Annotated in this window: 26 protein-coding genes and 3 pseudogenes; 7 read left to right on the top strand and 22 right to left on the bottom strand. The window is 62.8% G+C overall.

Translation table 11 applies throughout. From position 1 onward, the window contains the following. The first annotated feature begins 17 nt into the window (after nucleotides 1-17). Nucleotides 18-1,841 carry a M61 family metallopeptidase gene (locus PO883_RS18820; RefSeq protein ID WP_289311116.1) on the top strand — a complete coding sequence of 608 codons (1,824 nt, stop codon included), beginning with the start codon at nucleotides 18-20 and terminating at the stop codon, nucleotides 1,839-1,841. Between the two features lies 1 nt (nucleotide 1,842). After that, entirely contained in the window at nucleotides 1,843-2,472 is a 630-nt protein-coding gene (locus PO883_RS18815) for a suppressor of fused domain protein (protein WP_289311115.1), read from the top strand. Nucleotides 2,473-2,537: 65 nt separating this feature from the next. On the opposite strand, the gene PO883_RS18810 is transcribed toward PO883_RS18815, so the two are convergent. The 9 genes from PO883_RS18810 to PO883_RS18770 all read right to left on the bottom strand — a co-directional run bounded on the left by PO883_RS18810 (nucleotide 2,538) and on the right by PO883_RS18770 (nucleotide 9,686). Then, complete coding sequence (locus PO883_RS18810; RefSeq protein ID WP_289311114.1) at nucleotides 2,538-3,158, bottom strand: hypothetical protein; 621 nt, start codon at nucleotides 3,156-3,158, stop codon at nucleotides 2,538-2,540. Nucleotides 3,159-3,201: 43 nt separating this feature from the next. Next, nucleotides 3,202-4,002, bottom strand: a complete 801-nt coding sequence (trpC, locus tag PO883_RS18805) for an indole-3-glycerol phosphate synthase TrpC (RefSeq protein ID WP_289311113.1) — start codon at nucleotides 4,000-4,002, stop codon at nucleotides 3,202-3,204. Between the two features lie 9 nt (nucleotides 4,003-4,011). Then, on the bottom strand, nucleotides 4,012-4,647 hold the full coding sequence (locus PO883_RS18800) for a LysE family translocator (protein WP_167088888.1): 636 nt from the start codon (nucleotides 4,645-4,647) through the stop codon (nucleotides 4,012-4,014). A 96-nt stretch (nucleotides 4,648-4,743) separates the two neighbouring features. Beyond that, nucleotides 4,744-5,775, bottom strand: a complete 1,032-nt coding sequence (gene trpD / locus PO883_RS18795; RefSeq protein WP_167088887.1) for an anthranilate phosphoribosyltransferase — start codon at nucleotides 5,773-5,775, stop codon at nucleotides 4,744-4,746. A gap of 36 nt (nucleotides 5,776-5,811) precedes the next feature. Continuing rightward, complete coding sequence (locus PO883_RS18790) at nucleotides 5,812-6,375, bottom strand: aminodeoxychorismate/anthranilate synthase component II (RefSeq protein WP_289311112.1); 564 nt, start codon at nucleotides 6,373-6,375, stop codon at nucleotides 5,812-5,814. Between the two features lies 1 nt (nucleotide 6,376). Continuing rightward, complete coding sequence (gene trpE / locus PO883_RS18785) at nucleotides 6,377-7,873, bottom strand: anthranilate synthase component I (protein ID WP_289311111.1); 1,497 nt, start codon at nucleotides 7,871-7,873, stop codon at nucleotides 6,377-6,379. Between the two features lie 193 nt (nucleotides 7,874-8,066). Next, nucleotides 8,067-8,780: a phosphoglycolate phosphatase gene (locus PO883_RS18780; protein ID WP_289311110.1), complete on the bottom strand. Its 714-nt coding sequence runs from the start codon at nucleotides 8,778-8,780 to the stop codon at nucleotides 8,067-8,069. A gap of 166 nt (nucleotides 8,781-8,946) precedes the next feature. Next, nucleotides 8,947-9,426, bottom strand: coding sequence for a hypothetical protein (locus PO883_RS18775; RefSeq protein WP_167088884.1), 480 nt, complete (start codon nucleotides 9,424-9,426; stop codon nucleotides 8,947-8,949). A gap of 44 nt (nucleotides 9,427-9,470) precedes the next feature. Beyond that, nucleotides 9,471-9,686: a hypothetical protein gene (locus PO883_RS18770; RefSeq protein ID WP_289311109.1), complete on the bottom strand. Its 216-nt coding sequence runs from the start codon at nucleotides 9,684-9,686 to the stop codon at nucleotides 9,471-9,473. A 210-nt stretch (nucleotides 9,687-9,896) separates the two neighbouring features. On the opposite strand from PO883_RS18770, the gene PO883_RS18765 reads away from it, so the two are divergent. Beyond that, nucleotides 9,897-10,400 carry a hypothetical protein gene (locus PO883_RS18765; RefSeq protein ID WP_289311108.1) on the top strand — a complete coding sequence of 168 codons (504 nt, stop codon included), beginning with the start codon at nucleotides 9,897-9,899 and terminating at the stop codon, nucleotides 10,398-10,400. 31 nt (nucleotides 10,401-10,431) lie between these two features. Here the strand turns inward: PO883_RS18765 and PO883_RS18760 are convergent, their stop codons facing one another. Both PO883_RS18760 and rpe read right to left on the bottom strand, forming a co-directional pair. Further along, entirely contained in the window at nucleotides 10,432-11,352 is a 921-nt protein-coding gene (locus tag PO883_RS18760) for a hypothetical protein (protein WP_289311107.1), read from the bottom strand. A gap of 8 nt (nucleotides 11,353-11,360) precedes the next feature. Then, entirely contained in the window at nucleotides 11,361-12,032 is a 672-nt protein-coding gene (gene rpe / locus PO883_RS18755) for a ribulose-phosphate 3-epimerase (RefSeq protein ID WP_289311106.1), read from the bottom strand. A gap of 179 nt (nucleotides 12,033-12,211) precedes the next feature. Here rpe and apaG point away from each other — a divergent pair, with 179 nt between their 5' ends. Then, nucleotides 12,212-12,586, top strand: coding sequence for a Co2+/Mg2+ efflux protein ApaG (gene apaG, locus PO883_RS18750; protein ID WP_167088879.1), 375 nt, complete (start codon nucleotides 12,212-12,214; stop codon nucleotides 12,584-12,586). A 9-nt stretch (nucleotides 12,587-12,595) separates the two neighbouring features. On the opposite strand, the gene PO883_RS18745 is transcribed toward apaG, so the two are convergent. Next, entirely contained in the window at nucleotides 12,596-12,868 is a 273-nt protein-coding gene (locus PO883_RS18745; protein WP_289311155.1) for a hypothetical protein, read from the bottom strand. Between PO883_RS18745 and PO883_RS18740 the strand changes: the two genes are divergently transcribed. Next, nucleotides 12,762-13,976, top strand: a complete 1,215-nt coding sequence (locus PO883_RS18740; protein ID WP_289311105.1) for a murein transglycosylase A — start codon at nucleotides 12,762-12,764, stop codon at nucleotides 13,974-13,976. The genes PO883_RS18745 and PO883_RS18740 overlap by 107 nt on opposite strands. Nucleotides 13,977-14,034: 58 nt before the next feature. Further along, a complete protein-coding gene (locus tag PO883_RS18735; RefSeq protein ID WP_167088877.1) occupies nucleotides 14,035-14,811 on the top strand; it encodes an enoyl-CoA hydratase in 777 nt (258 codons plus the stop codon). A gap of 1 nt (nucleotide 14,812) precedes the next feature. Here the strand turns inward: PO883_RS18735 and PO883_RS18730 are convergent, their stop codons facing one another. Both PO883_RS18730 and PO883_RS35155 read right to left on the bottom strand, forming a co-directional pair. After that, the gene (locus PO883_RS18730; protein WP_308605947.1) at nucleotides 14,813-15,352 is read right to left on the bottom strand and encodes a carotenoid oxygenase family protein; all 540 of its coding nucleotides are present in this window, start codon (nucleotides 15,350-15,352) and stop codon (nucleotides 14,813-14,815) included. Then, nucleotides 15,337-15,795, bottom strand: a pseudogene (locus tag PO883_RS35155) (carotenoid oxygenase family protein); the annotation flags it as partial. The gene PO883_RS18730 and the pseudogene PO883_RS35155, both read right to left, overlap by 16 nt. On the opposite strand from PO883_RS35155, the pseudogene PO883_RS18725 reads away from it, so the two are divergent. Further along, nucleotides 15,788-16,057 (top strand): annotated as a pseudogene (locus tag PO883_RS18725) (transposase domain-containing protein); the annotation flags it as partial. The pseudogenes PO883_RS35155 and PO883_RS18725 sit on opposite strands and share 8 nt — an antisense overlap. Nucleotides 16,058-16,218: 161 nt before the next feature. Here PO883_RS18725 and PO883_RS18720 read toward each other — a convergent pair. The 8 genes and pseudogenes from PO883_RS18720 to PO883_RS18685 all read right to left on the bottom strand — a co-directional run. Next, nucleotides 16,219-16,734: pseudogene (locus PO883_RS18720) on the bottom strand (transposase); the annotation flags it as partial. Nucleotides 16,735-16,878: 144 nt separating this feature from the next. Beyond that, the gene (locus PO883_RS18715) at nucleotides 16,879-17,703 is read right to left on the bottom strand and encodes an AraC family transcriptional regulator (RefSeq protein ID WP_289311103.1); all 825 of its coding nucleotides are present in this window, start codon (nucleotides 17,701-17,703) and stop codon (nucleotides 16,879-16,881) included. Further along, nucleotides 17,700-18,200, bottom strand: coding sequence for a DoxX family protein (locus PO883_RS18710; RefSeq protein WP_289311102.1), 501 nt, complete (start codon nucleotides 18,198-18,200; stop codon nucleotides 17,700-17,702). Before PO883_RS18710 ends, PO883_RS18715 begins: the two co-directional genes overlap by 4 nt. Beyond that, nucleotides 18,197-18,946: a putative DNA-binding domain-containing protein gene (locus tag PO883_RS18705; RefSeq protein WP_289311101.1), complete on the bottom strand. Its 750-nt coding sequence runs from the start codon at nucleotides 18,944-18,946 to the stop codon at nucleotides 18,197-18,199. Before PO883_RS18705 ends, PO883_RS18710 begins: the two co-directional genes overlap by 4 nt. Then, the gene (locus PO883_RS18700; RefSeq protein WP_289311100.1) at nucleotides 18,943-19,773 is read right to left on the bottom strand and encodes a DUF692 domain-containing protein; all 831 of its coding nucleotides are present in this window, start codon (nucleotides 19,771-19,773) and stop codon (nucleotides 18,943-18,945) included. Before PO883_RS18700 ends, PO883_RS18705 begins: the two co-directional genes overlap by 4 nt. Nucleotides 19,774-19,795: 22 nt before the next feature. Then, nucleotides 19,796-20,077 carry a DUF2282 domain-containing protein gene (locus tag PO883_RS18695; RefSeq protein ID WP_289311099.1) on the bottom strand — a complete coding sequence of 94 codons (282 nt, stop codon included), beginning with the start codon at nucleotides 20,075-20,077 and terminating at the stop codon, nucleotides 19,796-19,798. Nucleotides 20,078-20,162: 85 nt separating this feature from the next. After that, the gene (locus PO883_RS18690) at nucleotides 20,163-20,669 is read right to left on the bottom strand and encodes a YHS domain-containing (seleno)protein (RefSeq protein ID WP_289311098.1); all 507 of its coding nucleotides are present in this window, start codon (nucleotides 20,667-20,669) and stop codon (nucleotides 20,163-20,165) included. A gap of 167 nt (nucleotides 20,670-20,836) precedes the next feature. Continuing rightward, nucleotides 20,837-21,736 (bottom strand): LysR substrate-binding domain-containing protein, encoded by a 900-nt coding sequence (locus PO883_RS18685; protein ID WP_289311097.1) that lies wholly within the window; start codon nucleotides 21,734-21,736, stop codon nucleotides 20,837-20,839. Nucleotides 21,737-21,764: the final 28 nt, after the last annotated feature.

Here is a 21,764-nt window from a genome sequence, read left to right as displayed (position 1 = left end):
CGAACTACCCACTGATCATGAAAAAACCGACATCCAAGAAGCCGGCGGCTATCAAGTACGCCATTGTTCCCAAAGACCTGGGCGCGCACCTGTTCGACGTGACCGTCAGCGTCGCTGCGCCGGCGCCGGATGGCCAGGTGTTTGCCCTTCCGGCGTGGATCCCGGGCAGCTACATGATCCGCGAATTTTCGCGCAATATCGTCCAGATCCGCGCCGAATCGAACGGCAAGCCGGTCGCGCTGACAAAGCTCGACAAGCATTCCTGGCAGGCCGCCCCGGTGGCCGGCGCGCTGACCGTGCAGTACGAAGTCTATGCCTGGGACCTGTCGGTGCGCGCCGCGCACCTGGACCAGACCCACGGCTTCTTCAACGGCACCAGCGTGTACCTGCGCGTGCTGGGGCAGGAACAAACTGCGCACGAAGTCGACATCCAGCGTCCGCCCGACGCCGCCGCCAAGACCTGGCGCGTGGCCACCTCGCTGCCCGAACTGGGCGCCAAGCGCTACGGCTTCGGCACCTACGTCGCCGGCGGCTACGATGAACTGATCGACCATCCGGTCGAAATGGGCGACTTCGCGCTGGCCACCTTCAAGGCGCACGGCATCGCGCACGACATCGTCGTTTCGGGGCGCGTGCCCAACCTGGACATGGCGCGCCTGCAGGCCGACCTGAAAGCCATCTGCGAAACCCAGATCGCCTTTTTCGAGCCGCGCACCCGGCGCGCGCCGATGGACCGCTACGTCTTTCTCACGCTGGCCGTGGGCGACGGCTACGGCGGCCTGGAACACCGCGCATCGACCGCGCTCATTTGTGCGCGCGCCGATTTGCCGAGCATCGCGGCACCGCGCACGGCCGACATCGGCGAAGGCTACCTCAAGTTTCTGGGCTTGTGCAGCCACGAGTATTTCCATACCTGGAACGTCAAGCGCATCAAGCCGGCCGCGTTTGCGCCGTACGACCTGCAGAACGAAACCTACACGCCGCTGCTTTGGCTGTTCGAGGGCTTCACCAGCTACTACGATGACCTGATGCTGGTCCGCAGCGGCATCATCGGCGAAGCGGCTTACCTCAAGCTGCTCGGCAAAGCCGTCAGCGGCGTGCTGCGCGGCAGCGGACGCACCAAGCAAAGCGTGGCCGATTCCAGTTTCGACGCCTGGGGCAAATACTACCGCCAGGACGAGAACGCGCCCAACGCCATCGTCAGCTACTACGGCAAAGGCTCGCTGATCGCGCTGGCCTTCGACCTGACCATCCGCGCCAAAACTGGGGGCAAGAAGTCGCTCGACGATGTGATGCTGGCGCTGTGGCAGCGCTACGGCCGCGATTTTTATCCGAGCGTGGGGCGCGGCGTGACCGAGGCCGAGGTCGAAGCGCTGTTCGACGAGATCAGCGGCCTGAAACTCAAGCCCCTGTTCGACAAATACGTGCGCGGCACGGCCGACCTGCCGCTGGCCAGGCTGTATGCGCCGTTCGGCGTCAAGATCGAGGACGCGCGCAAGAGCGCCAAACCGGCCTTCGACGTGGGCACCGGCCGCGATGGCGGCGACTGCAAACTGACCCAGGTGCACGAAGACGGCGCCGCCCATCAGGCCGGCCTGTCGGCGGGCGATATCCTGGTGGCGGTGGAGGGCTTGCGCGTGTCGGGCAACCCGTCCAATCTGGATGCGCTGCTGTCGCGCTACAAGGTGGGTGACACGGTCGCGGTGCATGCCTTCCGGCGCGATGAGCTGATGACGTTCAGCGTGCAGTTGCAGGGCGACCGGGTGCCGGATGTGAAATTGTCGCTGGTCGACGAGCGCAAAAAAGGCGCCGGACCGGCGCGGCCAAGCGCGGTGCGTTGACATGGCCGCGAGCGACATGCATGGAGAAAGCGACGAGTCGCTCGCTTTCGATGTGTACCGGACGATCGTCCTGGGCCGCTACATGCAGCATTGGGGCATGCCGGAGTACCGGCGCGTGATCCGGAAAAGCGCGGACCAATCGTTCTTTGAAATGTACACCTTCCCGTCGACGGATCCCATGCAGCCGTTCCGCATTGCGTCGGTCGGCCTGGCGACGCAAATCAAGCCCGATGGCGAACGCGAAGGCAAGGAATACTTCATGGTCCTGCCGGACGACATGGGTGGCGCCGAGCGCGACGAGGTGTTCAACTATGTCGCCGACATTGCCGTTCATCTGGTCAACAACGTGCGCCGGTCCTGCCACTTGCCGCGTTTGCTGGGGCCATCGCCGCTGGCGCCAGCCAGCTGGGGCGCCAAGGCCTTGCTCATCGCCGAGGCGACCGGCGAGAGCGAAGAGTTCAACATCGTCAGTATCGGCGATGGATTCGAGATGGAGATCGAGTGGCTGATTCCGCTGCGCGAGGCCGAATACAAGTTCATCCTGGAGAAGGGCATGGACCCGTTCGACGACCTGGTACAGGAGTCGGAGCAAAGCCTGGCCGACGTCAACCGCGAAGGGCTGGTCAGCTGAACGCGCGGCCCGGGCTTGGCGCCCGGGCGCTTGCACGGTGACGGGCGCGGCGTGCCCGTCACGGTTTATTGCGCGATAGCGTCTTCTTTATTGAGCGTCAGTTCGGCGCGCTGCTCGGGTGTTTTCTTGAGCAGGTCCGCGATGGCGGCGGCCTTGGCGGTTTCGTTCCCGGCCTTGTACTTGGCATGGATCAGGTCTGCTTCGGGCGATTTCTCGACAAAGCGGCCTTTCGACACCCATGTCGCGAAATCCGGATTCTCCACCGAGAAGCCCGCTGGCCCGCTGGTGCGGATCGGACGCAGCTGGAATCCCATGCCGTAAATGAAGCGCGCCACGACGTAGTAGCGTTTGCCCGCTTCCACGTTCGCATCCATCACATAATTGTGCGCACCGTAACCGGCCATGAAGCGGTGTGCGCCCGGCGTGACCAGATGGACCGACTTGCTGTGCGTGGGGAGCATGGACAGCAGGTCCATGTTGGTGTCGGTGATGTCGAAGATGGCGACGGCGGCGAGCGGCATCATCAGGTTTTTCGGCTGCAGGAAAATGACCTGCGCCTTGTCCGCCGGCGGTGCCGACAGAGTCGTTGTCGCGGCATCGACGAAGGTTGGCGGTGGCGGTGGACCGGACGACGCGCAAGCGCTTAACGCCAGGATGGCGGCGGCCATGATCAGTGTTTTTTTCATTGGATTAAAGGCACGGTGTGCGGGTGAGTCAAAAAAAAGGGCTTCAGCTGAACAGGCGCTCTAACTCCACGCCCGGTTCCGGCGCGCGCATGAAGGCTTCGCCGACCAGGAAGGCATGCACGTTCGCGTCGCGCATGCGCTTGACGTCGGCCTGCCCCATGATGCCCGATTCGGTCACCACCAGTTTTTCGGCCGGAATGCGCGGCAGCAGGTCGATGGTCGTTTGCAGCGACGTTTCGAAGGTGCGCAGGTTGCGGTTATTGATGCCGACCAGTTTCGTATCGAGCTTGAGCGCCGCAGTCAGTTCGTCGCCGTCGTGCACTTCGACCAGTACGTCCATGCCCAGTTCGTGCGCGCAGGCTTCCAGTTCGGCCATCAGGCCGTGATCGAGCGCCGATACGATCAGCAGGATCGCATCGGCGCCCATGGCGCGCGCTTCGTACACCTGGTACATGTCGATCATGAAGTCCTTGCGGATCACCGGAATGTCGCAGGCGGCGCGCGCCTGTTTCAGGTAGTCGACGTGGCCCTGGAAGAACTGCACGTCGGTCAGTACCGACAGGCATGCCGCGCCATGGCGCGCATAGCTCTCGGCGATGTTCGCGGGACGGAAATCCGCGCGCAGCACGCCTTTCGACGGCGACGCTTTCTTCACTTCGGCGATCACGCCCGCCTGGCCGGCGGCGATGTGCTTGCGCAGGCTCGCTTCAAAGCCGCGCACGGTGCGGCGCGCTTCGGCATCGGCTTCGACTTCGCGGCGCAGGCTGGCCAGGTCGCGGTATTTTTTTGCGGCGGCGACTTCGTCAGCCTTGACCGCCAGGATCTTATTGAGAATATCGGACATGATGTGCTTTCAGTGTTGTTTGGAGAGCGCGAGCTTGATGCCGAGCCAGATGAACAAGCCTCCGGTCACGCGGTTAAGCCACAGCGATACGCCCGGGCTGACCTTGATGCGGGCACTGGCCTGCGCGGTGAACAGCGCGAGCGAGGTACACCACAGCATGCCGTTCAGGTTGAAAATGCAGCCAAGGACGACAAAGGCGAGCGCCTTGCTGGGGGCATCGTGCGCGATAAACTGCGGCACGAAGGCGAGGAAGAACACCGCCACCTTGGGGTTCAGGACATTCGTCAGGAAACCCTGCGCGAAGATTTTCGCATACGGCAGCGGAGGCACGGTGGCCACAGCGGCGGCCGGGTCGGTCCGTTTGCTGCGCAGCAGGCCGATCGCCATGTAGATGATGTACGCCGCGCCGATGTACTTGACCAGCATGAAGGCGGTCGCCGAGGTGGCGAGAATGGCCGACAGGCCAAGCGCCGCCGCCAGCACATGGATCATGGTGCCGGCGCCGATGCCGAGCGTGGCGGCCACGCCGGCGCGCCAGCCCTGCGTGGCGCTGCGCGTCATGATCAGGAGCGAGTCGGGGCCGGGCATGATGTTGAGCAGCAGGCCGGAAAGGATGAACAGGGGGAGGTCGTGGATGCCGAACATGGTGGACAAGTCCTGGCCGTCATTCCCGCGCCAGGCGAGGGAATGACGGTTTCAAGTTGTGAAGCAAAGGGGGACTGCCTGTCGATACGGCGACGATCAGGCTCCAAGCAGCTGGGTCACTTGTACGAACTGGTCGACCTTGGCGCGCGCTGCGCCCGATTCGATCGCGGCGCGTGCTTTTTTCAGGCCATCCTCGATTGAGGTGGCAACGCCGGCCGCGTACAGCGCCGTGCCGGCATTGAGTGCCACGATGTCGAAGGCCGCTCCCGGCTCGCCGTTGAGCGCTTCCATCATCTTGATTTTCGATTCTTCCGCGTTCGCCACCTTGAGGTTGCGGCTGGCGATCATCGGCAGGCCGAAGTCTTCCGGATGAATCTCGTACTCGCGAATTTCGCCGTCGACCAGTTCACCGACCATGGTGGCGGCGCCGAGCGAGACTTCATCCATATTGTCGCGGCCATACACCACCACCGCATGCTGCGCGCCCAGGCGCTGCAGCACCCGCACCTGGATGCCCACCAGATCCTGGTGGAACACGCCCATCAGGATATTCGGCGCGCCGGCCGGATTGGTCAAGGGACCCAGGATGTTGAAAATGGTGCGCACGCCCAGTTCGCGCCGCACCGGCGCCGCATGCTTCATGGCGGCGTGGTGGTTGGGGGCGAACATGAAGCCGATGCCGGTCTGCGCGATTGATTGCGCGATCTGCTCCGGCGAGAGGTTGATGTTCGCGCCCAGCGACTCGATCACGTCGGCGCTGCCGGACGATGACGATACGCTGCGCCCGCCATGCTTGGCCACGCGCGCGCCGGCGGCGGCGGCCACGAACATCGCCGTGGTCGAAATATTGAAAGTGTGGGCGCCATCGCCACCGGTGCCGACGATGTCGAGCAGGTGAGTGGTGTCGGCCATCGGCACCTTGGTCGAAAACTCGCGCATCACCTGCGCGGCGGCGGCGATTTCGCCGATGGTTTCCTTCTTCACGCGCAGGCCGAGCGTGAGCGCGGCAATCATGGTTGGCGACATTTCGCCCGACATGATCTGGCGGAACAGGTGCAGCATCTCGTCGTGAAAAATTTCGCGGTGTTCGATACAGCGCAGCAGTGCTTCTTGTGGGGTGATCGGCATGACAGCTCCTTGATCTGGGCAGGGCGTTACGAGGGCTTAGCGTTCGAGAAAATTCTTCAGCAAGGCATGGCCATGCTCGGACAGGATCGATTCGGGGTGAAACTGCACACCCTCGATATCGAATTCCCTGTGCCGCACGCCCATGATCTCGCCGTCGTCGGTCCATGCCGTCACCTCCAGGCAGGCCGGGAGCGACGCGCGCTCGATCGCCAGCGAGTGGTAGCGGATGACCGTAAACGGACTCGGAAGATTCTTGAACACGCCCACGCCGGTGTGCGCGATCAGTGAAGTTTTGCCATGCATGACTTGCTTGGCGCGAATGACCTTGCCGCCGAACGCGGCGCCGATGGCCTGGTGGCCGAGGCACACGCCGAGGATCGGCAGCTTGCCCTTGAACTGCTCCAGGATGGAGACCGAGATCCCGGCTTCGGCCGGGGTCTTGGGACCGGGCGAGATGCAGATGCGGTCCGGCCGCATCGCGCTGATCTCGTCGATCGTGATTTCGTCGTTGCGCACAGTGCGCACTTCCTCGCCCAGCTCACCGAAATACTGCACCAGGTTGTAGGTGAACGAGTCGTAGTTATCGATCATCAGCAGCATCTCAGAGCTCCCCATCCAGGCCGTCTTGTACTTGCTCGGCTGCGCGCAGGACCGCGCGCGCCTTGTTTTCGGTTTCCTGCCATTCCATTTCGGGAATCGAATCGGCCACGATGCCGGCGGCGGCCTGCACGTACAGCATGCCGTCCTTGATCACGCCGGTGCGGATCGCGATCGCCACGTCCATCTCGCCGCCAAAACTCAGGTAGCCGCAGGCGCCGCCGTAGATGCCGCGCTTGGTCGGTTCGAGTTCGTCGATCACTTCCATGGCGCGCACTTTCGGCGCGCCGGTCAGGGTGCCGGCCGGGAAGGTGGCGCGCAGCACATCCAGGTTGGACATGCCGCCCTTCAAAGTGCCTTCGACGTTGGAGACGATGTGCTGCACATGCGAGTATTTTTCGACCACCATGCGTTCGGTGACCTTGACGCTGCCGGTTTCGGAGATGCGGCCCAGGTCATTGCGCGCCAGGTCGATCAGCATGACGTGTTCGGCGATCTCTTTCGGGTCGGCCAGCAGCTCTTTGGACAGTTCTGCGTCGCGTTCCGGCGTGGCGCCACGTGGGCGGGTGCCGGCGATCGGACGCAGGGTGACTTTTTTGGTGCCGTCGGAGGCGGTCTCGTTGCGCACCAAAATCTCTGGCGAGGCGCCCACGATCTGCATGTCGCCAAAGTTATAGAAGTACATGTACGGCGACGGATTCAGGGAGCGCAGCGCGCGGTACAGGGTCAGCGGATTGTCCACGTAGGGCTTGCGGATGCGCTGGCCGATCTGCACCTGCATCAGGTCTCCGGCCATCACGTATTCGTGGGCGCGGGCGACGGCCTTGAGGTAATCCTCCTTGCTGAAGTCGCGCACCGCTTCGGTACGCACCGAGCTCGATGTCACCGGCGCGTCGACACCACGGCGCAGCATCATGCGCAGGTCTTTCAGGCGCTGGCGCGCCTTGGAATAGGCTTCCGGCTGCGCGGTGTCGGCGTACACGATCAGATACAGCTTGCCCGACAGGTTGTCGATGACAGCCAGTTCCTCGGTCACCATCAGCTGGATGTCGGGCAGGCCCAGGTCGTCCTTCGGCTGGGTGTCGGCCAGCTTGCGCTCGATGTGGCGCACGGTGTCGTAGCCGAAGTAGCCGGCCAGGCCGCCGCAAAAGCGCGGCAGGCCGGGACGCAGCGCCACTTTGAAGCGCGCCTGGTACTGCTCGATGAAGTCGAGCGGATTGCCGTCGTGGGTTTCGATCACGCTGCCGTTCTTCACGATCTCGGTGCGCGTGCCAAAGGTGCGCAGCACCGTCGTTGCGGGCAGGCCGATGAAGGAATAGCGCCCGAAACGCTCGCCGCCGACCACCGATTCGAGCAGGAAGGTGTTCTTTCCGGCGTTCTGGGTCTGGGCCAGCTTGAGGTAGAGCGTGAGGGGTGTTTCGAGATCGGCGAAGGCTTCCGCGATCAATGGAATACGATTGAAGCCTTCGTTGGCCAGCGATTTGAATTCGAGTTCGGTCATGCTTTTCTCCATGCCGCCATGGCGCATCCGCCGGCGGTGGGTTTCAAAAAACCTGACGGCGCACAGGGGCAGCCGACAGCAATCACTACAGGGTTACTTAGCCCAGGATTGCCAGCGTCGCCAAAGCCAGGCCTCAATCGAGCCGGTTTGGGTGACATTGTGTTTTTTGATGAAAAACATATGTGGTGAAAGGTTAGTATGCGTTGTGGTTGTGGGAACGAATCAGGGTTGCCGCTTCTACAAGTGAGGTAACTATACCATCGGAATCGGTTTCGTGTATAGCCCGCCCGTGGTTGTAACCATACGGTACCGTCAACACGAAGCAGCCGGCCGCGCGTGCCGCCTCGGCGTCGTTGGACGAGTCGCCGATGGCCACCACCTGCGCCGGGGCCAGGTCGAAATCGGCGCACACTTGCAGCAGCGGCATGGGGTCCGGTTTCTTGCGCGCCAGCGAGTCGCCGCCGTACACAATCTCGAAATACGGCGCCAGGCCTTTTTGCGCCAGCAGCGGCGTGGCAAAGGCGATCGGCTTGTTGGTCACGCAGGCCAGGCGCAGGCCATTGGCTTTCATCGCTTCCAGGCCGTCGATCACGCCGTCATAGATCACGCTATGGTCGCCGTTGATGGCCAGGTAGTGCCGCTGGTAGAAGGCCATGGCTTCATCGAAGCGCTGCTCGACGCCGGCGGCGTCGTGCTCCAGCGCGAGCACGGCGCGGATCAGGTTTTCGGAGCCTTTGCCGATCATCAGCGCGATCTGCTGCTGCGTGATTGGCGCGTAGCCGAATTCGCCGCGCATGGCGTTGATGGCGACGTGGAAATCGGGCAGGGTGTCGAGCATGGTGCCATCGAGATCGATGATCACCGCGCGGATCGGGGCGTGGCTGGAGTTGGTCGAGTTGGTCAACATGGAATGAAGTCGGTAGATGGCGCCCATCCGGCTGGGCGCCGCCGCGATGGCGGAGATGGCGCGGCGCGCCAGTCGATCCGGGATTGGGCAGCCTGTTCGTGCGAAGCCCGGCTGCCACCATCCCCGCGCCACCTGGATCATATCATCAGGCAGCGAGGGGAAGTGCTTACTTGGCCGGTGCTGTCTCGGGCGCTGGCTCTGGTGCTTCGGACGCATCAGGTGCGTCTGCCTGGCCGGATTGGCCTGGTGCCTTATTGGTGCGGATGATGGTCGTGAGTGTCGAACCGCCCGCTTTTTCGCAATCGGGTGCCGCACCGGTCCACTTGATCGCCTCGCCGCGAACGACAGGGCGGATCAGGCGCCATGGGAGCACGCCAAAGCGTTGCGAACCGGCGTAGTTGACGATGGCGTCGCCACCTACATCTTTGGCGCGTTGGGACAGGTCCCCGACCAGCTCCGAGACGCCGCCATACGTGCCCTTGGCAACTTTGACTTTCCTGATTACCTTGTATGGAAACTCGGCTGGCGGTACGCCGGCGAAAAAGCAGAACTCGCTCGGGTCGGATTTCGGTGTCATATCGTCCGCCGCGGAGGCAGTGTTGAGGAAGGCCAGCGACAGGATGCAGCAGAGTGAGATCTTATTCATGTTGAAGTGATGCTTTCGTCAAGTTTTCGTGCTAGTAGGCAAGATTAAAAATACAGGCAGCGAGTATGATCTGAAACTGGCAATTGATCAATTGGCATGTGCTGTTGGCCTGTGTTACGTTGCGAAACCGCAAATTTGGCCGGAAAGCCGGGAATTGCCGGACCGGCCACGACGTTATCCGGACCGGCGGCGGTGATGTTGTCGATGTTGATCTCGTCCTCGACTGCGCGCAGAATGTTGCGGCCCGCGTTGTCGATCATGCGGCGCGCCAGCGCGATGCGAGGACGATCATGATGGCGCGGGTCGAGGCGTGGTTTGGCTTGGAAGAATTGGTGAACATGGAATAGACGCAGTCAGTTCGGGGTGATGCAACTGAATCTGACATCGTGTCTTCTTACAACGTACCCGGCTGACACGCGCGGTCGGAGAGCCGGCCACAACGTAGGTGTCAGGCTTTAACAGAGACAGAGATGGGCGCAGATATTCATTTGGTCGTAGAGGCATGCGACACCGGGCAATTCGTTCACCCACGAGGAATTGCATATTTCAATTGGCCGAGGCGGACCGCACTGTTTGCAGCGATGACCAGCCTCTATGGACGCGCTTGCCTTATACCGGCGCGTGGATTTCCTGAGCCAGCTTCATCAATGGCTTATTGGCACTTTGGCCTGGCTGTGATCGACGACGGAGATCTCGACGCTGCTCTGGCCATGCCCTCCATTCCCAGATCGGAGGCTGAATTGGCGCTTCTCGAGGGCAGTAGCCAGCCGCTCAACTTCTTGAATGATTTTATTTCTGCACCCCACTATGCGTACTGCAGTTGGCTCACCTTACCTGAGTTCAGGAATGCCTTAGCAAATAAAAACATCGTTGAATCGGATTTGTCGCTGGAGTGTCTGTCAACGATGGATATGATGGCAAACATTGAAGCGCGCGGATTCCATTCCCGCATGGTGTTCTGGTTTGACGTATGAAGCAGAAGCCGGGGTGGTGAATGTCGGGCAGTCAGTCGGCTTGGATCTGGTATGTATTCAAGATGTCAATCAGTTCAGCGGCCGCCTTGGCCCCTTCCAGAACTGTCATCGGAAATTTTCTCCGCAGGGCGCTCACGAGCGCGAGCCGTGCGCCGTTTTGGGCAAGAGCGATCAATTCAGGCGATGAAACGACATACCCGCCAAGCACCACGGGATGTCCCTCCTCCGATATCGGCGCGCGTTCGATGGCGCTGATCGCCGACGCAGCAATTCCGTACGCAATCAGCGCTTCGCCAGCCTTGCCTTGTACCCGCCAGTGCACGGCAGGGTTTCGCTTCAGAAGCAAATGCATCGGGAGTATCTGCGCCAGTCCCCGGGAAGGGCGTTCGAAGCCCGATAAGTCGACGACCAAGTTGCAGTGATCGGACAGGGCGCGTACGCGCGTTTCGATCTCGTTCGCGTCGTTTCGATGCGCCCACGGCGCAAGGCGCAGTCGCAGGGGAACTTCGTCGTACCAGGTCACGGGCGGCTGCAAGTCGAGGTAGCTGCGGATGCTCTCGAGCAGTTCCTCGGCGGCTCCGCCGCAGCGCTCGGGAGGAAAACAGTCGAATACAGCACGGAGCATGGCGTGCGCCGCACTGCCTGGAACGGGGCTCCACAGCGAGAAATTTCGCGGCTCAACGCCGGGCGAAGCGAATGTACCGCCAGTGCTCATGCCATCGCAGCCAGATTCGCTCCACCGGTCATCCCATCCGGCCAGCATGGCTGAACAACCAGCATGGATAGCCGCCATGACGCACGCGTCCACCGGCAGCGTGAAAACCAAGCGCGGAAGAAGTCCTGTGGGACGGGCTTCGAATGTCGCCAAGCCGGTAACGTCGCCCTCGACCCGAATCGAGCCGCCCCGATGGAACGACGGCGCAAATCCGAGGCGAAGGTCGAAATACGGCATCTTCGGGCTTACTTGCCGACCTTGGCCAGCTCCAGGCGCATGGCGTCGATGACGGCCTTGTAGTCCGGCTGGCCGAAAATCGCCGAACCGGCCACGAATGTATCCGCACCGGCGGCGGCGGCGGCGGCGATGTTATCGATCTTGATGCCGCCGTCGACTTCGAGCAGGATGTCGCGGCCCGAGTCGTCGATCATGCGGCGCGCCAGCGCGATTTTCTTCAGCGCTTCCGGAATGAAGGACTGGCCGCCGAAGCCCGGGTTGACCGACATGATCAGGATCATGTCGATCTTGTCCATCACATGGTCGAGGAAGTGCAGCGGGGTGCCCGGATTGAACACCAGGCCGGCCTTGCAGCCGTTATCGCGGATCAGCTGGAGCGAGCGGTCGATGTGCTCGGACGCTTCCGGGTGAAAGGTGATGATGTTGGCGCCAGCCTTGGCGAAGTCCGGGATCAGGCGGTCGACCGGCTTGACCATCAGGTGCACGTCGATCGGCACCTGCACGTGCGGGCGGATCGCCTGGCACACCAGCGGCCCGATGGTCAGGTTGGGAACATAATGGTTGTCCATGACGTCGAAGTGGATGATGTCGGCGCCCGAGGCGACGACATTGCGCACTTCCTCGCCCAAACGGGCGAAATCGGCGGACAGGATGCTGGGAGCGATGCGGAAGGTGGTCATGGCGGCTGGCAAGGAGCTTGCGGTTAATGAAGATGCGCTATTTTACGCTGTCCCACGGAGCGCCCTTGCAGCGCGGCCGATTTTGCGGTGCAATGTATGATGCCCCGCCGGGCCTTTGTCGGACCGGTGCCTGAAAATTCACTCGGGCAACTTTTATAGTCTCAATCAAGGAAATCCAGATGGCCGCTTACGAATTTACTGTCACTGTCAGGACCCAGTACCTGCCGGAGCAGTCCGATCCGAGCCGAACCAATTACGTGTTCACCTATTCGATCACGATCAAAAACACCGGCACCGTCGGCGCGCAGCTGATCTCGCGGCACTGGGTCATCACCGATGCGAACAACCACGTCGACGAAGTGCGCGGCCTGGGCGTGGTCGGCCACCAGCCGCTCTTGCAGCCGGGCGAACAGTTCGAATACACCAGCGGCACCCAGCTGGCCACCCCGCAAGGCTCGATGACCGGCGAATACTTCTGCGTGGCCGAAGACGGCCATCAGTTCGAGACCAGGATTCCCGAGTTCGTGCTGTCGCTGCCACGCACCCTGCACTGATATCGGTGATCAGTGGGCGGTGTCGTCGGGTAGTTCTTTTTTCTTTTCCGGCGCGTTCAGCTCTTGAGTGTTATTGGCCGCCTTCGGTCCCGAATACATCGTCCACCACACGATAAACACCAGCAGGAACAGCGCCACGCCTGCTTCAAGCATTAATACCCACATATCGACTCCCATGTCTTCAACACGCAGCAGTCTACTCGTTTCGGCCGGCGCCGTCGCGCTGGCCCTCGCGGCATGCACCACGCCTGAACCCAGGCCGGTGGCGCCGCCGGTCGTCATGCCGCCGCCGGTGATGCAGATACCGCCGCCGGTGGAGCCACCGGTGGTCCCACCTGTAAAGGCCGAACCGGCCCCGCTGATGACGCCATCGACCTTCGGCGCGCTGCCCGGCTGGGAGCGCGACGACCTGCGCCAGGCCTGGCCGGCGTTCATGACGTCGTGCGGGGTGCTGGTGCGCAAACCCGAATGGAAAACCGCGTGCGTCGCCGCGCGCACGGTCGATGCAAACGATGGCGCGGCCATCCGCAGCTATTTTGAAGCCTACTTCGTGCCGAACCAGGTGCGGGCGCAGGACGGCGCCGACACGGGCCTGATCACCGGCTACTACGAGCCCTTGCTGCGCGGCGCCCGCAAGCGCGGCGGTGCCTTCCAGACGCCCCTGTACCGGGTGCCGGACGACCTGCTGACGATCGACCTGGCCAGCGTCTACCCGGAGCTCAAAGGCAAGCGCCTGCGCGGGCGGCTGGTCGGCAAGAAGGTGATCCCGTACGATAGCCGCGCCGATATTGAACGCGCCAACGTGGCCGGCAAGGAACTGCTGTGGGTGGACGACCCGGTCGAAGCCTTCTTCCTGGAGGTGCAGGGTTCGGGACGGGTCAAGCTGGCCGACAGCGGCGAGACCGTGCGCGTAGCCTACGCCGACCAGAACGGCCATCCATACAAGGCGATCGGGCGCTGGCTGATCGAGCAGGGCGAACTGACATCGGCGGAAGCGACCGCGCGGGGCATCAAAGCCTGGATCGCGGCGCACCCCGAGCGGCGCCAGGAACTGTTCAACGCCAATCCGAGCTTCATTTTCTTCCGCGAAGAGCGCCTGCCCGATCCATCGGTGGGACCGAAGGGCGCGCTGGGCGTGGCATTGACGCCGGCGCGTTCGGTCGCGATCGACCCGGCGTATTTACCGCTCGGCGCGCCGATTTACCTGGCCACTACCGAATCGGGTAGCGACGTGCCGATGCAGCGCCTGGTGATGGGGCAGGATACCGGCGGCGCCATTCGCGGCGCGGTGCGCGCGGACTTCTTCTTCGGCTTCGGCTACGAGGCGATGGAAAATGCCGGCCGCATGAAGCAGCGCGGCCAGCTCTGGGTGCTGCTGCCCAAACCCTGATGCAGCCGCGGATTCGCTACAATCGCACATTACTCCACGCTTTACTAAAGAGGATTTCATGAACTATGCAGACCTGCTGATCGAGACCCACGGCAAAGTAGCCGTGATTCGCCTGAACCGTCCCAAGGCGCTCAACGCCCTGAACGACAACATGATGGACGAACTGGGCGACGCGCTGTACAAGTTCGACGCCGACAGCAGCATCGGCTGCATCATCCTGACCGGCAGCGAAAAAGCCTTTGCGGCCGGCGCCGACATCGCGGCGATGGTCGACTACGACTACGGCGACACCTACGGCGGCAACTACATCGGCCGCAACTGGGAACACATCCTCAACGTGCGCAAACCCGTCATCGGCGTGGTGCAGGGCTTCTGCCTGGGCGGCGGCTGCGAACTGGCCATGATGTGCGACTTCCTGATCGCGGCGGACACCGCCAAATTCGGCCAGCCCGAAATCAAGGTCGGCGTTACCCCGGGTGCTGGCGGCACACAGCGCCTGCCGCGCACCATCGGCAAGGCCAAGGCCATGGACATGCTGCTGACGGCGCGCATGATCGATGCCGCCGAAGCGGAGCGCACCGGTTTGGTATCGCGCGTGGTCGCGGCCGACAAGGTGATGGAAGAAGCGCTGGCCGCGGCCACCACCATCGCGTCGATGTCGGTATCGGTGGCGATGGCGATCAAGGACAGCGTCAACCGCGCGTTCGAGACCACGCTGACCGAAGGCGTGCGCTACGAGCGCCGCTACTTCCACGCGGCGTTCGGCACGCCGGCGCAGAAGGAAGGCATGCAGGCCTTCCTGGCCAAGCGCACGGCCAACTTCGACGGCCTGTAAATCAGTCCCTGGCGCGCCAGTTGCCGTGAAAGCCGAACGGTATCCGGTGCGGCAGGCAAACCGTGGCGACCGGGCCGGCCGCCACGTCCGTGGCGTCGATGACCAGCAGGTCGCTGCGGCCTTCCTGGGCGCGCCACGCGACCGCCAGCAGCCAGCCATCGCCTTCAGGCGACTGCGCCGAGCGCGCGACGAATACCGGTTCGGAGATAACGTCGCCGGCCGGCAGTGCATATAGCTGGCGCGTGCCCGACGCAAAGTCGAAGCAGGCCAGCGAATCGTACAGCACACTCTCCGCACCGCTCCTGATACGCTGCTCGCTGTGGCAGCAGTAAAAACCGACGCGGTTGCGGCGCCCGGTATAGCGCTCGTCGATGCGCGGGAATACCGCCGCCAGATGGTCGAGGATGGTGCGCTCGAAGCCGTCGCCATCGTTCTCCAGATCAAACGTCCAGCGGCACAGGCGCGCCGCCATCCTGGCCGGGTCGCCGCGGGAGCCGTCACGTTGGGCATGCCCGGTGCGGTGTCCGACTCCATCACGCAGGCCACGATGCGGCCGCCATCGTCCCAGGCGTTCATCATGTGGAATACGTGGCAGGCATCGCCCGCGAACCAGCGCAGTGTGTCCATCGGCTGCCCGCGCACGCCGATGCCGACGTAGCTGCGCTTGTCCGCGTCCCACGCAAACAGGGGCAGTCCTTGCATGGCGCGTTCCACGCTGATGGTCAGCGGTGTGAGCGGAAACAGCACGTGGCGTTCGGTCAGCATGAAGTCGTGCATCATGCGCGCGTATGGCGCGCGGAAGGTATCGAGCGTGGTTACCTTGCAGTGCGCATCGAGGACGCCGTACAGCATGTTGGGCTCACCCGGGCTGTCGGGCAGCCAGGCGAAAAAGTGCAGCTCCCCGGTCGCCGGATCGGCCTTGGGATGCGCGGTGAAGCGCTTGTTGACGGCGCCGCCAAAATCCTGGTAGCCCCCGATCGACACGAATCACCTCGAACGTGCGCTGCGAGTCATACCTCTTGGCCGGAAAAATTGGATGTTCAGTTGGACCGAACTGGGCGCCAGGCATATCGGCATCGTCCAGGGTCTGCTCGTGACGTGCCGGCTGCACGATGTCGATCCTTACGATTACCTCGTCGAGGTCCTGCAGCGCGTGGGCCAGCTTCCCGCATCGCTGGTCGAGCAACTCACGCCGCGCGTGTGGAAGACGCTGTTCGCCGGCAACCCGCTGCGCTCCGACCTTTAGCAACGCGACGAACGCCAGTCACGTCAATAACGCCGTCTGCTTGCCGCTTACTCGCGTGCGGCAATTTACGCGCCGAATTGAACCAATGCGGGAATCGCTCGCGTCGCGAAGATACCTTGAATGTTCCCTCCCCCCCGGCGCGCCTTCGCGCCTTTGTCCTTCGCCGGGGCCTCTGCCGCCACTTTTTTCGCCGCTTTTTCGCGCGCCCCGATCGCCGTGCCGTCGCAGCTGATGTGCCCGATCAACTGGTCGCCCAGGTAGGTCTTGACCATCGCCTCGTGCACCCGCTCGGCTAGCCTGGCTTGCGTGAATTGCGTGAATTGCGTGAACGCGCGCGAGAACGTCGCCTCGTCCGGAATCGCCTTCCACATCGGGAAGCCGCACAGCCGTTTCAAGGCGCGGTCCATCGACAGGCGCTCGATCACGGCCCGGGTCGTGGCCAGGTTCAGCTCCGCCTTCGCCACGAAGGCGTTGGCCAAGGCGCCGCGCTCGTGCGGCTTGCGCCCAATTCCCAGCCAAGCCTGCGTCCATTCTTCGATACGGACCCAGTCCAGAATATATACCAGTTTTTCCAACTTCGGCGTCAACGCGCCGCAGTCGTGCCTTGCTTCCGGCATCAGTTCGTGCCGGATCACATTCCAGCGTTGCAGCATCAGGTCAGGTCGGGTAGCATCCATCTTGTGAGTGCCCACACCCTCCACATTCCCGCATCACGCAATTAAATCCCCACGCACGATAAGGTTGTGCTGATGCGACGGTCGGCTCTTGGCCGACTGCTGCCGATTGTACTCGACCGCAGCACATGGCTCCCAGCAGGTGGATTACTCGCGAGATGCCAGCCAGGACGTCGGCGACAGGCCCACGCGGCCGGTGAAGGCACGCGTTAGCGCCGTTGCGCTGCCATAGCCGACTTCGTCTGCGATTAAACCTAGAGATTTTCCGCGTAACAATAACGACTGCGCGACGCTGATGCGCCACTGGTTCAGGTAGTCGCCCGGCGGGGCGCCCACCACACGCTGAAAATGGTGGGCGAATCTGGCCCGCGACATGCCGGCGGTGTCGGCCATGCTGTGCAGCGTCCAAGCCTCGGCCGGCCGGTCGTGGATCGCTTGCAAGGTTTTGGACAGGCGCGGATCCGCCAAGCCCGACATCATGCCCGATTTAAGTAAGCCCCGCTCCAGCGCGTGGCGTATCGTCAGAATCAACACCAGTTCGGCGAGCCGGCGCAGGGCGGCCGACTGGCCCTGTTTGGTGTTGAAGGCTTCGTCAAAAAATACGTCCAATATCGCCTGTAGTCCCGGCGCGTCAGCTAAAGGCACCAGCATCAGCCCGGGCAAAGCCTGCACCAAAGGATTGCCCAGGCCCAGGCCAAATTCGACCGAAGAACACGTCATGTCGGCACCGCCCGGCTGGGCCGGAATGAGGCGGTGGCTGGTCGGCAGGGGAAACAGGAGCAGCGAGGGTCGCTCCAGTTGCAGGCTCGGGCCGACGCTAGGGATCACGTCCAGACGGCCCGCGCGCAGGACATGTAAGTGGGCGACGCCGTGCGCCGCATCAAAATTGGTGATGTTGCAAAGATTTCCGGCAAAGAATACCCGCGATTTGATGGAAAACCGCTGCAATAACAAATCGATATGGTCATTCATGGTTGCCTCAATGTCTCCGGTTTGATCAGACTCGTGACTACATTGGGTCCCGACTTCGTCCTTGTCAATGGAACCAGCCAGTAGTCCAGCGCCGTTCGGCCGCCACCATTGCCGATCAGGTACAGCGCCAGCGTGGCCCAGGACAGGTGGGTCGGCCAGGCAGCAGGGTAGACCAACAGCTGGATCACCAGGGTCATGACCAGTAACCCGGCCGCAGCCAGACGCGTGCCCAGACCGATGGCCAGCATCGCGGCGATCAGGTGTTCGGCCACGGTGGCTAGCTGAGCGGCGAAAAGCGCGCTGATCCATGGCAAGCGGTACTCTTCGTCAAACAGCGCGACCGCGTTGTCGGTCAAATGGAACCAGCCATCGACCTTGGTGCGGGCCGACAGGAGAAAAATCGCCGCCAATGACAGGCGGGCGCCGAAAGCGAGCACGTCGTGCGCGGCGAGGCGCGACAAGGTATTGTTCAGGCTGGTAAGTCGGGTCGTATTCATGTGATGGCTCGTGGAGCGAATTGATCGGGATGTTGTAGGGCGCCGGCCGCGAACAGCATGGCCAGCAGTTGTTGCAGGTCGATTTCCGGCGCACTGGCGCCGGCGGCCAGCAGGGCTTGCGGCAGGCAAAGGCCGTCGTCGCAGGCTTGCAACAAGACGGCACCGGCCAAGGGCAAGGCCTGTGCCCAGACAGCGTCGTCGGGCCGGCTCAGCAGGACAGCCTGGTTTGGCTGGCCGCGCGGCCCCAGATAATCGGGTGCTTGGCGCAGTGCCTGCCACTGGTCCCACAATGCTACGCCGGCCCGACCGAGCCAGCGTGTCGACGGCGCCGGACGCAGGCGCATGCCGGCCAACGCCTGTGCGCTCTGCTGTGCGATCCAGTCCATCGTTAAAGGCAACGCGTCAGCCTCGCTATGGGTTTCGCTCCAGTACCGGTCCAGCGTGGCGACCAGCGCGACGGCGCTGTCGGCGCCATCGCGCCTGCGTATCCAGGCAGGCAGGCCTGCACCGTACAAAAACAGGCGCGCGTCGCGTGCCGGCATCGCGCGGACGTAGCTGGCCGCAAGCTGTTCGAATGGCGCCTCGCCGAGCAGACGATGTACGCTGGGATAGTTCGCCTGCAGTGCGTCAATGCAAGCGAGCAGGCCGGTGTTGGCGTACACGCGCCAAGCTGGCGTCGCCCCCCCGCCGTGTCGCATCGAGTCCAGTTTTTCGATAAACTGATGAAAGTACGCGATCTCGCTCATGTTGTCGTACTGGCCGTGAGCCAGCGTTGCGCCTGCTCGCGTTCGGCCAGCAGCCGTGCCAGCGACGGCGGTCGTTGATCCCACTCGATCAAGGTCGGGCGCGGGCCGATGCGGGCAAGCGCATCGCGGTAAAGCAGCCAACTGTCGGCGTTGACCGGGCCAGCATGGCTGTCGATGCGCAGGGCCGCGCCCAGCAATGGGTCGTCGGCAAAGCCTGCCAGGTGGAACTGCGCCACGCAGGCAGCGGGAATCTGATCGAGCCAGTGCCGGGCGTCGGTGCCGATGTTATGCGCCGACAGCGCCAGGTTGCTGACATCGATCAGCAACTGGCAACCGGTTCGTACGCTAAGTTCTGTCAGGAACGTCGGCTCATCCCAGTCATGGCCAGCGAGCGTCATGTAGTGGCTGGGGTTTTCAACGGCAATCTGGCAACCCAGCGCGTCCTGCACTTCGCTGATATGGGCGGCGGTGCGCAGCAAGGCAGCGTGGCCCCGTACTACCGGCAAAAGATCCGGTTCATAGCGCTGGCCCAGGCGCGACCAGGCCAGGTGCTCCGAGACCTGCTGCGGGCGCACCCGCGCCACCAGCGCCGCCAGCATGGCCAGATGTTGCGGGTCGGGCCGCTCCGGACCTGCCAGTGACAGCGACACGCCGTGCAAGGACAAGGGGTAGCGGCTGGCCAGCGCGTCGAGCATGCGTGGCCGCGCGCCGCCGGGTGCCAGGTAATTCTCGGGGTGCAGTTCCAGCCACAAGCCTGGTCGCTGCGCGTCCATCAGCTCATGAAAATGCTCGGGTCGAAAACTGATGCCGGCACTGACAGGTAACATGGTGTTCTCCGGCAGTGACGGTTCAGGGCTGGTTCGCGTTCAACGAACCCTTGCCCTTGGGCGTATCGATGGTTTCGCAGGTGCCCTTGGCAACCTTGCGCCAGGCGTTGCGCTGGTAGTCGACCTTGGACGTACCGGCACAACTTGTGCCGGGGCCGGCGGCGCAATCGTTCTGACCGGCCAGAGAGACGCCATAGCATTTTTCCATTGCTGGCCTCTGGCTTTGCGTAGCGGCGGCGTGGGCGGCGCCGTGAACCAGGGTGGCCAGGCTCAAAGCCAGTAAAGCGGCGTGATGTTTGGGCATGTGAACTCCTTCAAGTGGGATAAAACGACAGCGGGCCGCATGGGCTCACTGTCCGAACTACGACCGCCGCCAAGCGGCTTGCCTATCAGGCGTTGGCTGTTTTTGGCGTTTTGTTTTTCAGGCCGGGCCAGTTTTGCACGGCGGTTTCATTGTTCCCTTTGACGTTTTCCATGTATTTTTTCTGCACGTCCTTATTGACGTTCAAGTACAGCTTGCCGTCGTCAGCGACCAGCCACGCTTGCGGGTCGCCATCGAGTTTCTTTTCCAACGCAACACCCATGGCGCAGAAACCGCCAAATTGTGGAGCGTACTTGGCCGGGTTGGCCTTGAACATCTCGCGGTTCGCGGATGAAGCGAAGTGGAAGATCATGCCGGCGTGCCTGGCGCTAAACTGTGCCTGGCCAGCGGTTGGCGTCTTGACGGTGAAGTAGGCGACCGGATCGTAGCCGCGCAGGGCGACACCGTGGGCATCGACGTTGACGGCGGCGGTCGAATTTTCATCGTAGGCAAATGCAGGCACGCTCAGCGTGCTGGCGCCCAGTGCCAGGATGAAAAGGGCGGCGAAGCTTGTGCGTTTGTTCATTGTAAACATGTGAAATTCCATTTCAGTGGGGAAGACGTGGGGTTGTCACTAACGTCAACCGCTCAATCAAGCGGTATGGAAGAGATTGTAGGGATGGCGGAGCACTGCGGGATGACGATTGGTCTCGAATCCATGACGAATCGTCTCGGTGATATACGGGCCGCGCGCAAGCGGCCTTAGTTCAACGCGTCGTCGGACCGCAACATGGCAATGGCCAGGTCAATGAAGGCGCGCACCTTGGGTGTTGATTGGCGGCCCTCGTGGTGTACTACGCTGATCGGCACCACAGGAGGTTCGAACTGCGTCAGCACCGTCTTCAGGCGCCCGGACGCTGTGTGTGGCGCCGCCATGTACGAGATCACGCGGGTGATGCCAAAGCCGCCTAGCGCCGCTGCAATCGCCGAGTCGTTGGAGGTTGTCGTCATGCGCGGAGTGACCCGGATGACTTGCGACTTGCCGTCGTGCTCGAAGCGCCAGTCCGGGGTCGGTGTAACACCGCTGGCGCAGATGATGGCATGCCCTTTCAGGTCCTCCGGGCGAAATGGAATGCCGCGCATTTTCAGGTAGTCGGGCGACGCCACCAGCACTTGCCGTACCCGCCCGACCTGCACCGCCTGGTAGGTCGAATCTGGGAGCGCGCCGATCCGGACAGCGGTATCGACGCCTTCGTCCATCATGTTGACCACTCGATCCAGGAAGCGGCAGTCGACCTCGGTCTCCGGGTAACGACGCAGGTATTCGGTGACAATTGGAATAACGTACATGGCGCCAAACAGAACCGAGGCGGTGATGACCAGACGCCCGCGTGGCGCCGAGTGGGTCCCGCTTGCGGCATTCTCGATCTCGGCGATATCGGCCAGGATGCGCCGGCAGTCATTGGCATAGCGCACGCCAACATCGGTCACCCGCACTACGCGCGTAGTGCGTACCAACAGGCGTACGCCCATGCTCGATTCGAGCTCGCTTACCGCGCGCGTGACGACCGGCGGCGATATCTTCAGCTTGCGTGCGGCGGGAGCGAAGCCGCCTTCGTCCACCACCGCAAGAAAGATCGTCATCGAAACCAAGCGGTCCATATTGTTCCAGTTTTAGAAATAGAGCGTT

This window comes from Massilia sp. DJPM01 (assembly GCF_030348125.1).
Taxonomy (GTDB): Bacteria; Pseudomonadota; Gammaproteobacteria; order Burkholderiales; family Burkholderiaceae_D; genus Telluria_A; species Telluria_A frigida.
Note: the sequence above shows the minus strand (reverse complement) of the source record. Positions and strands in the feature narration are given on the sequence as shown.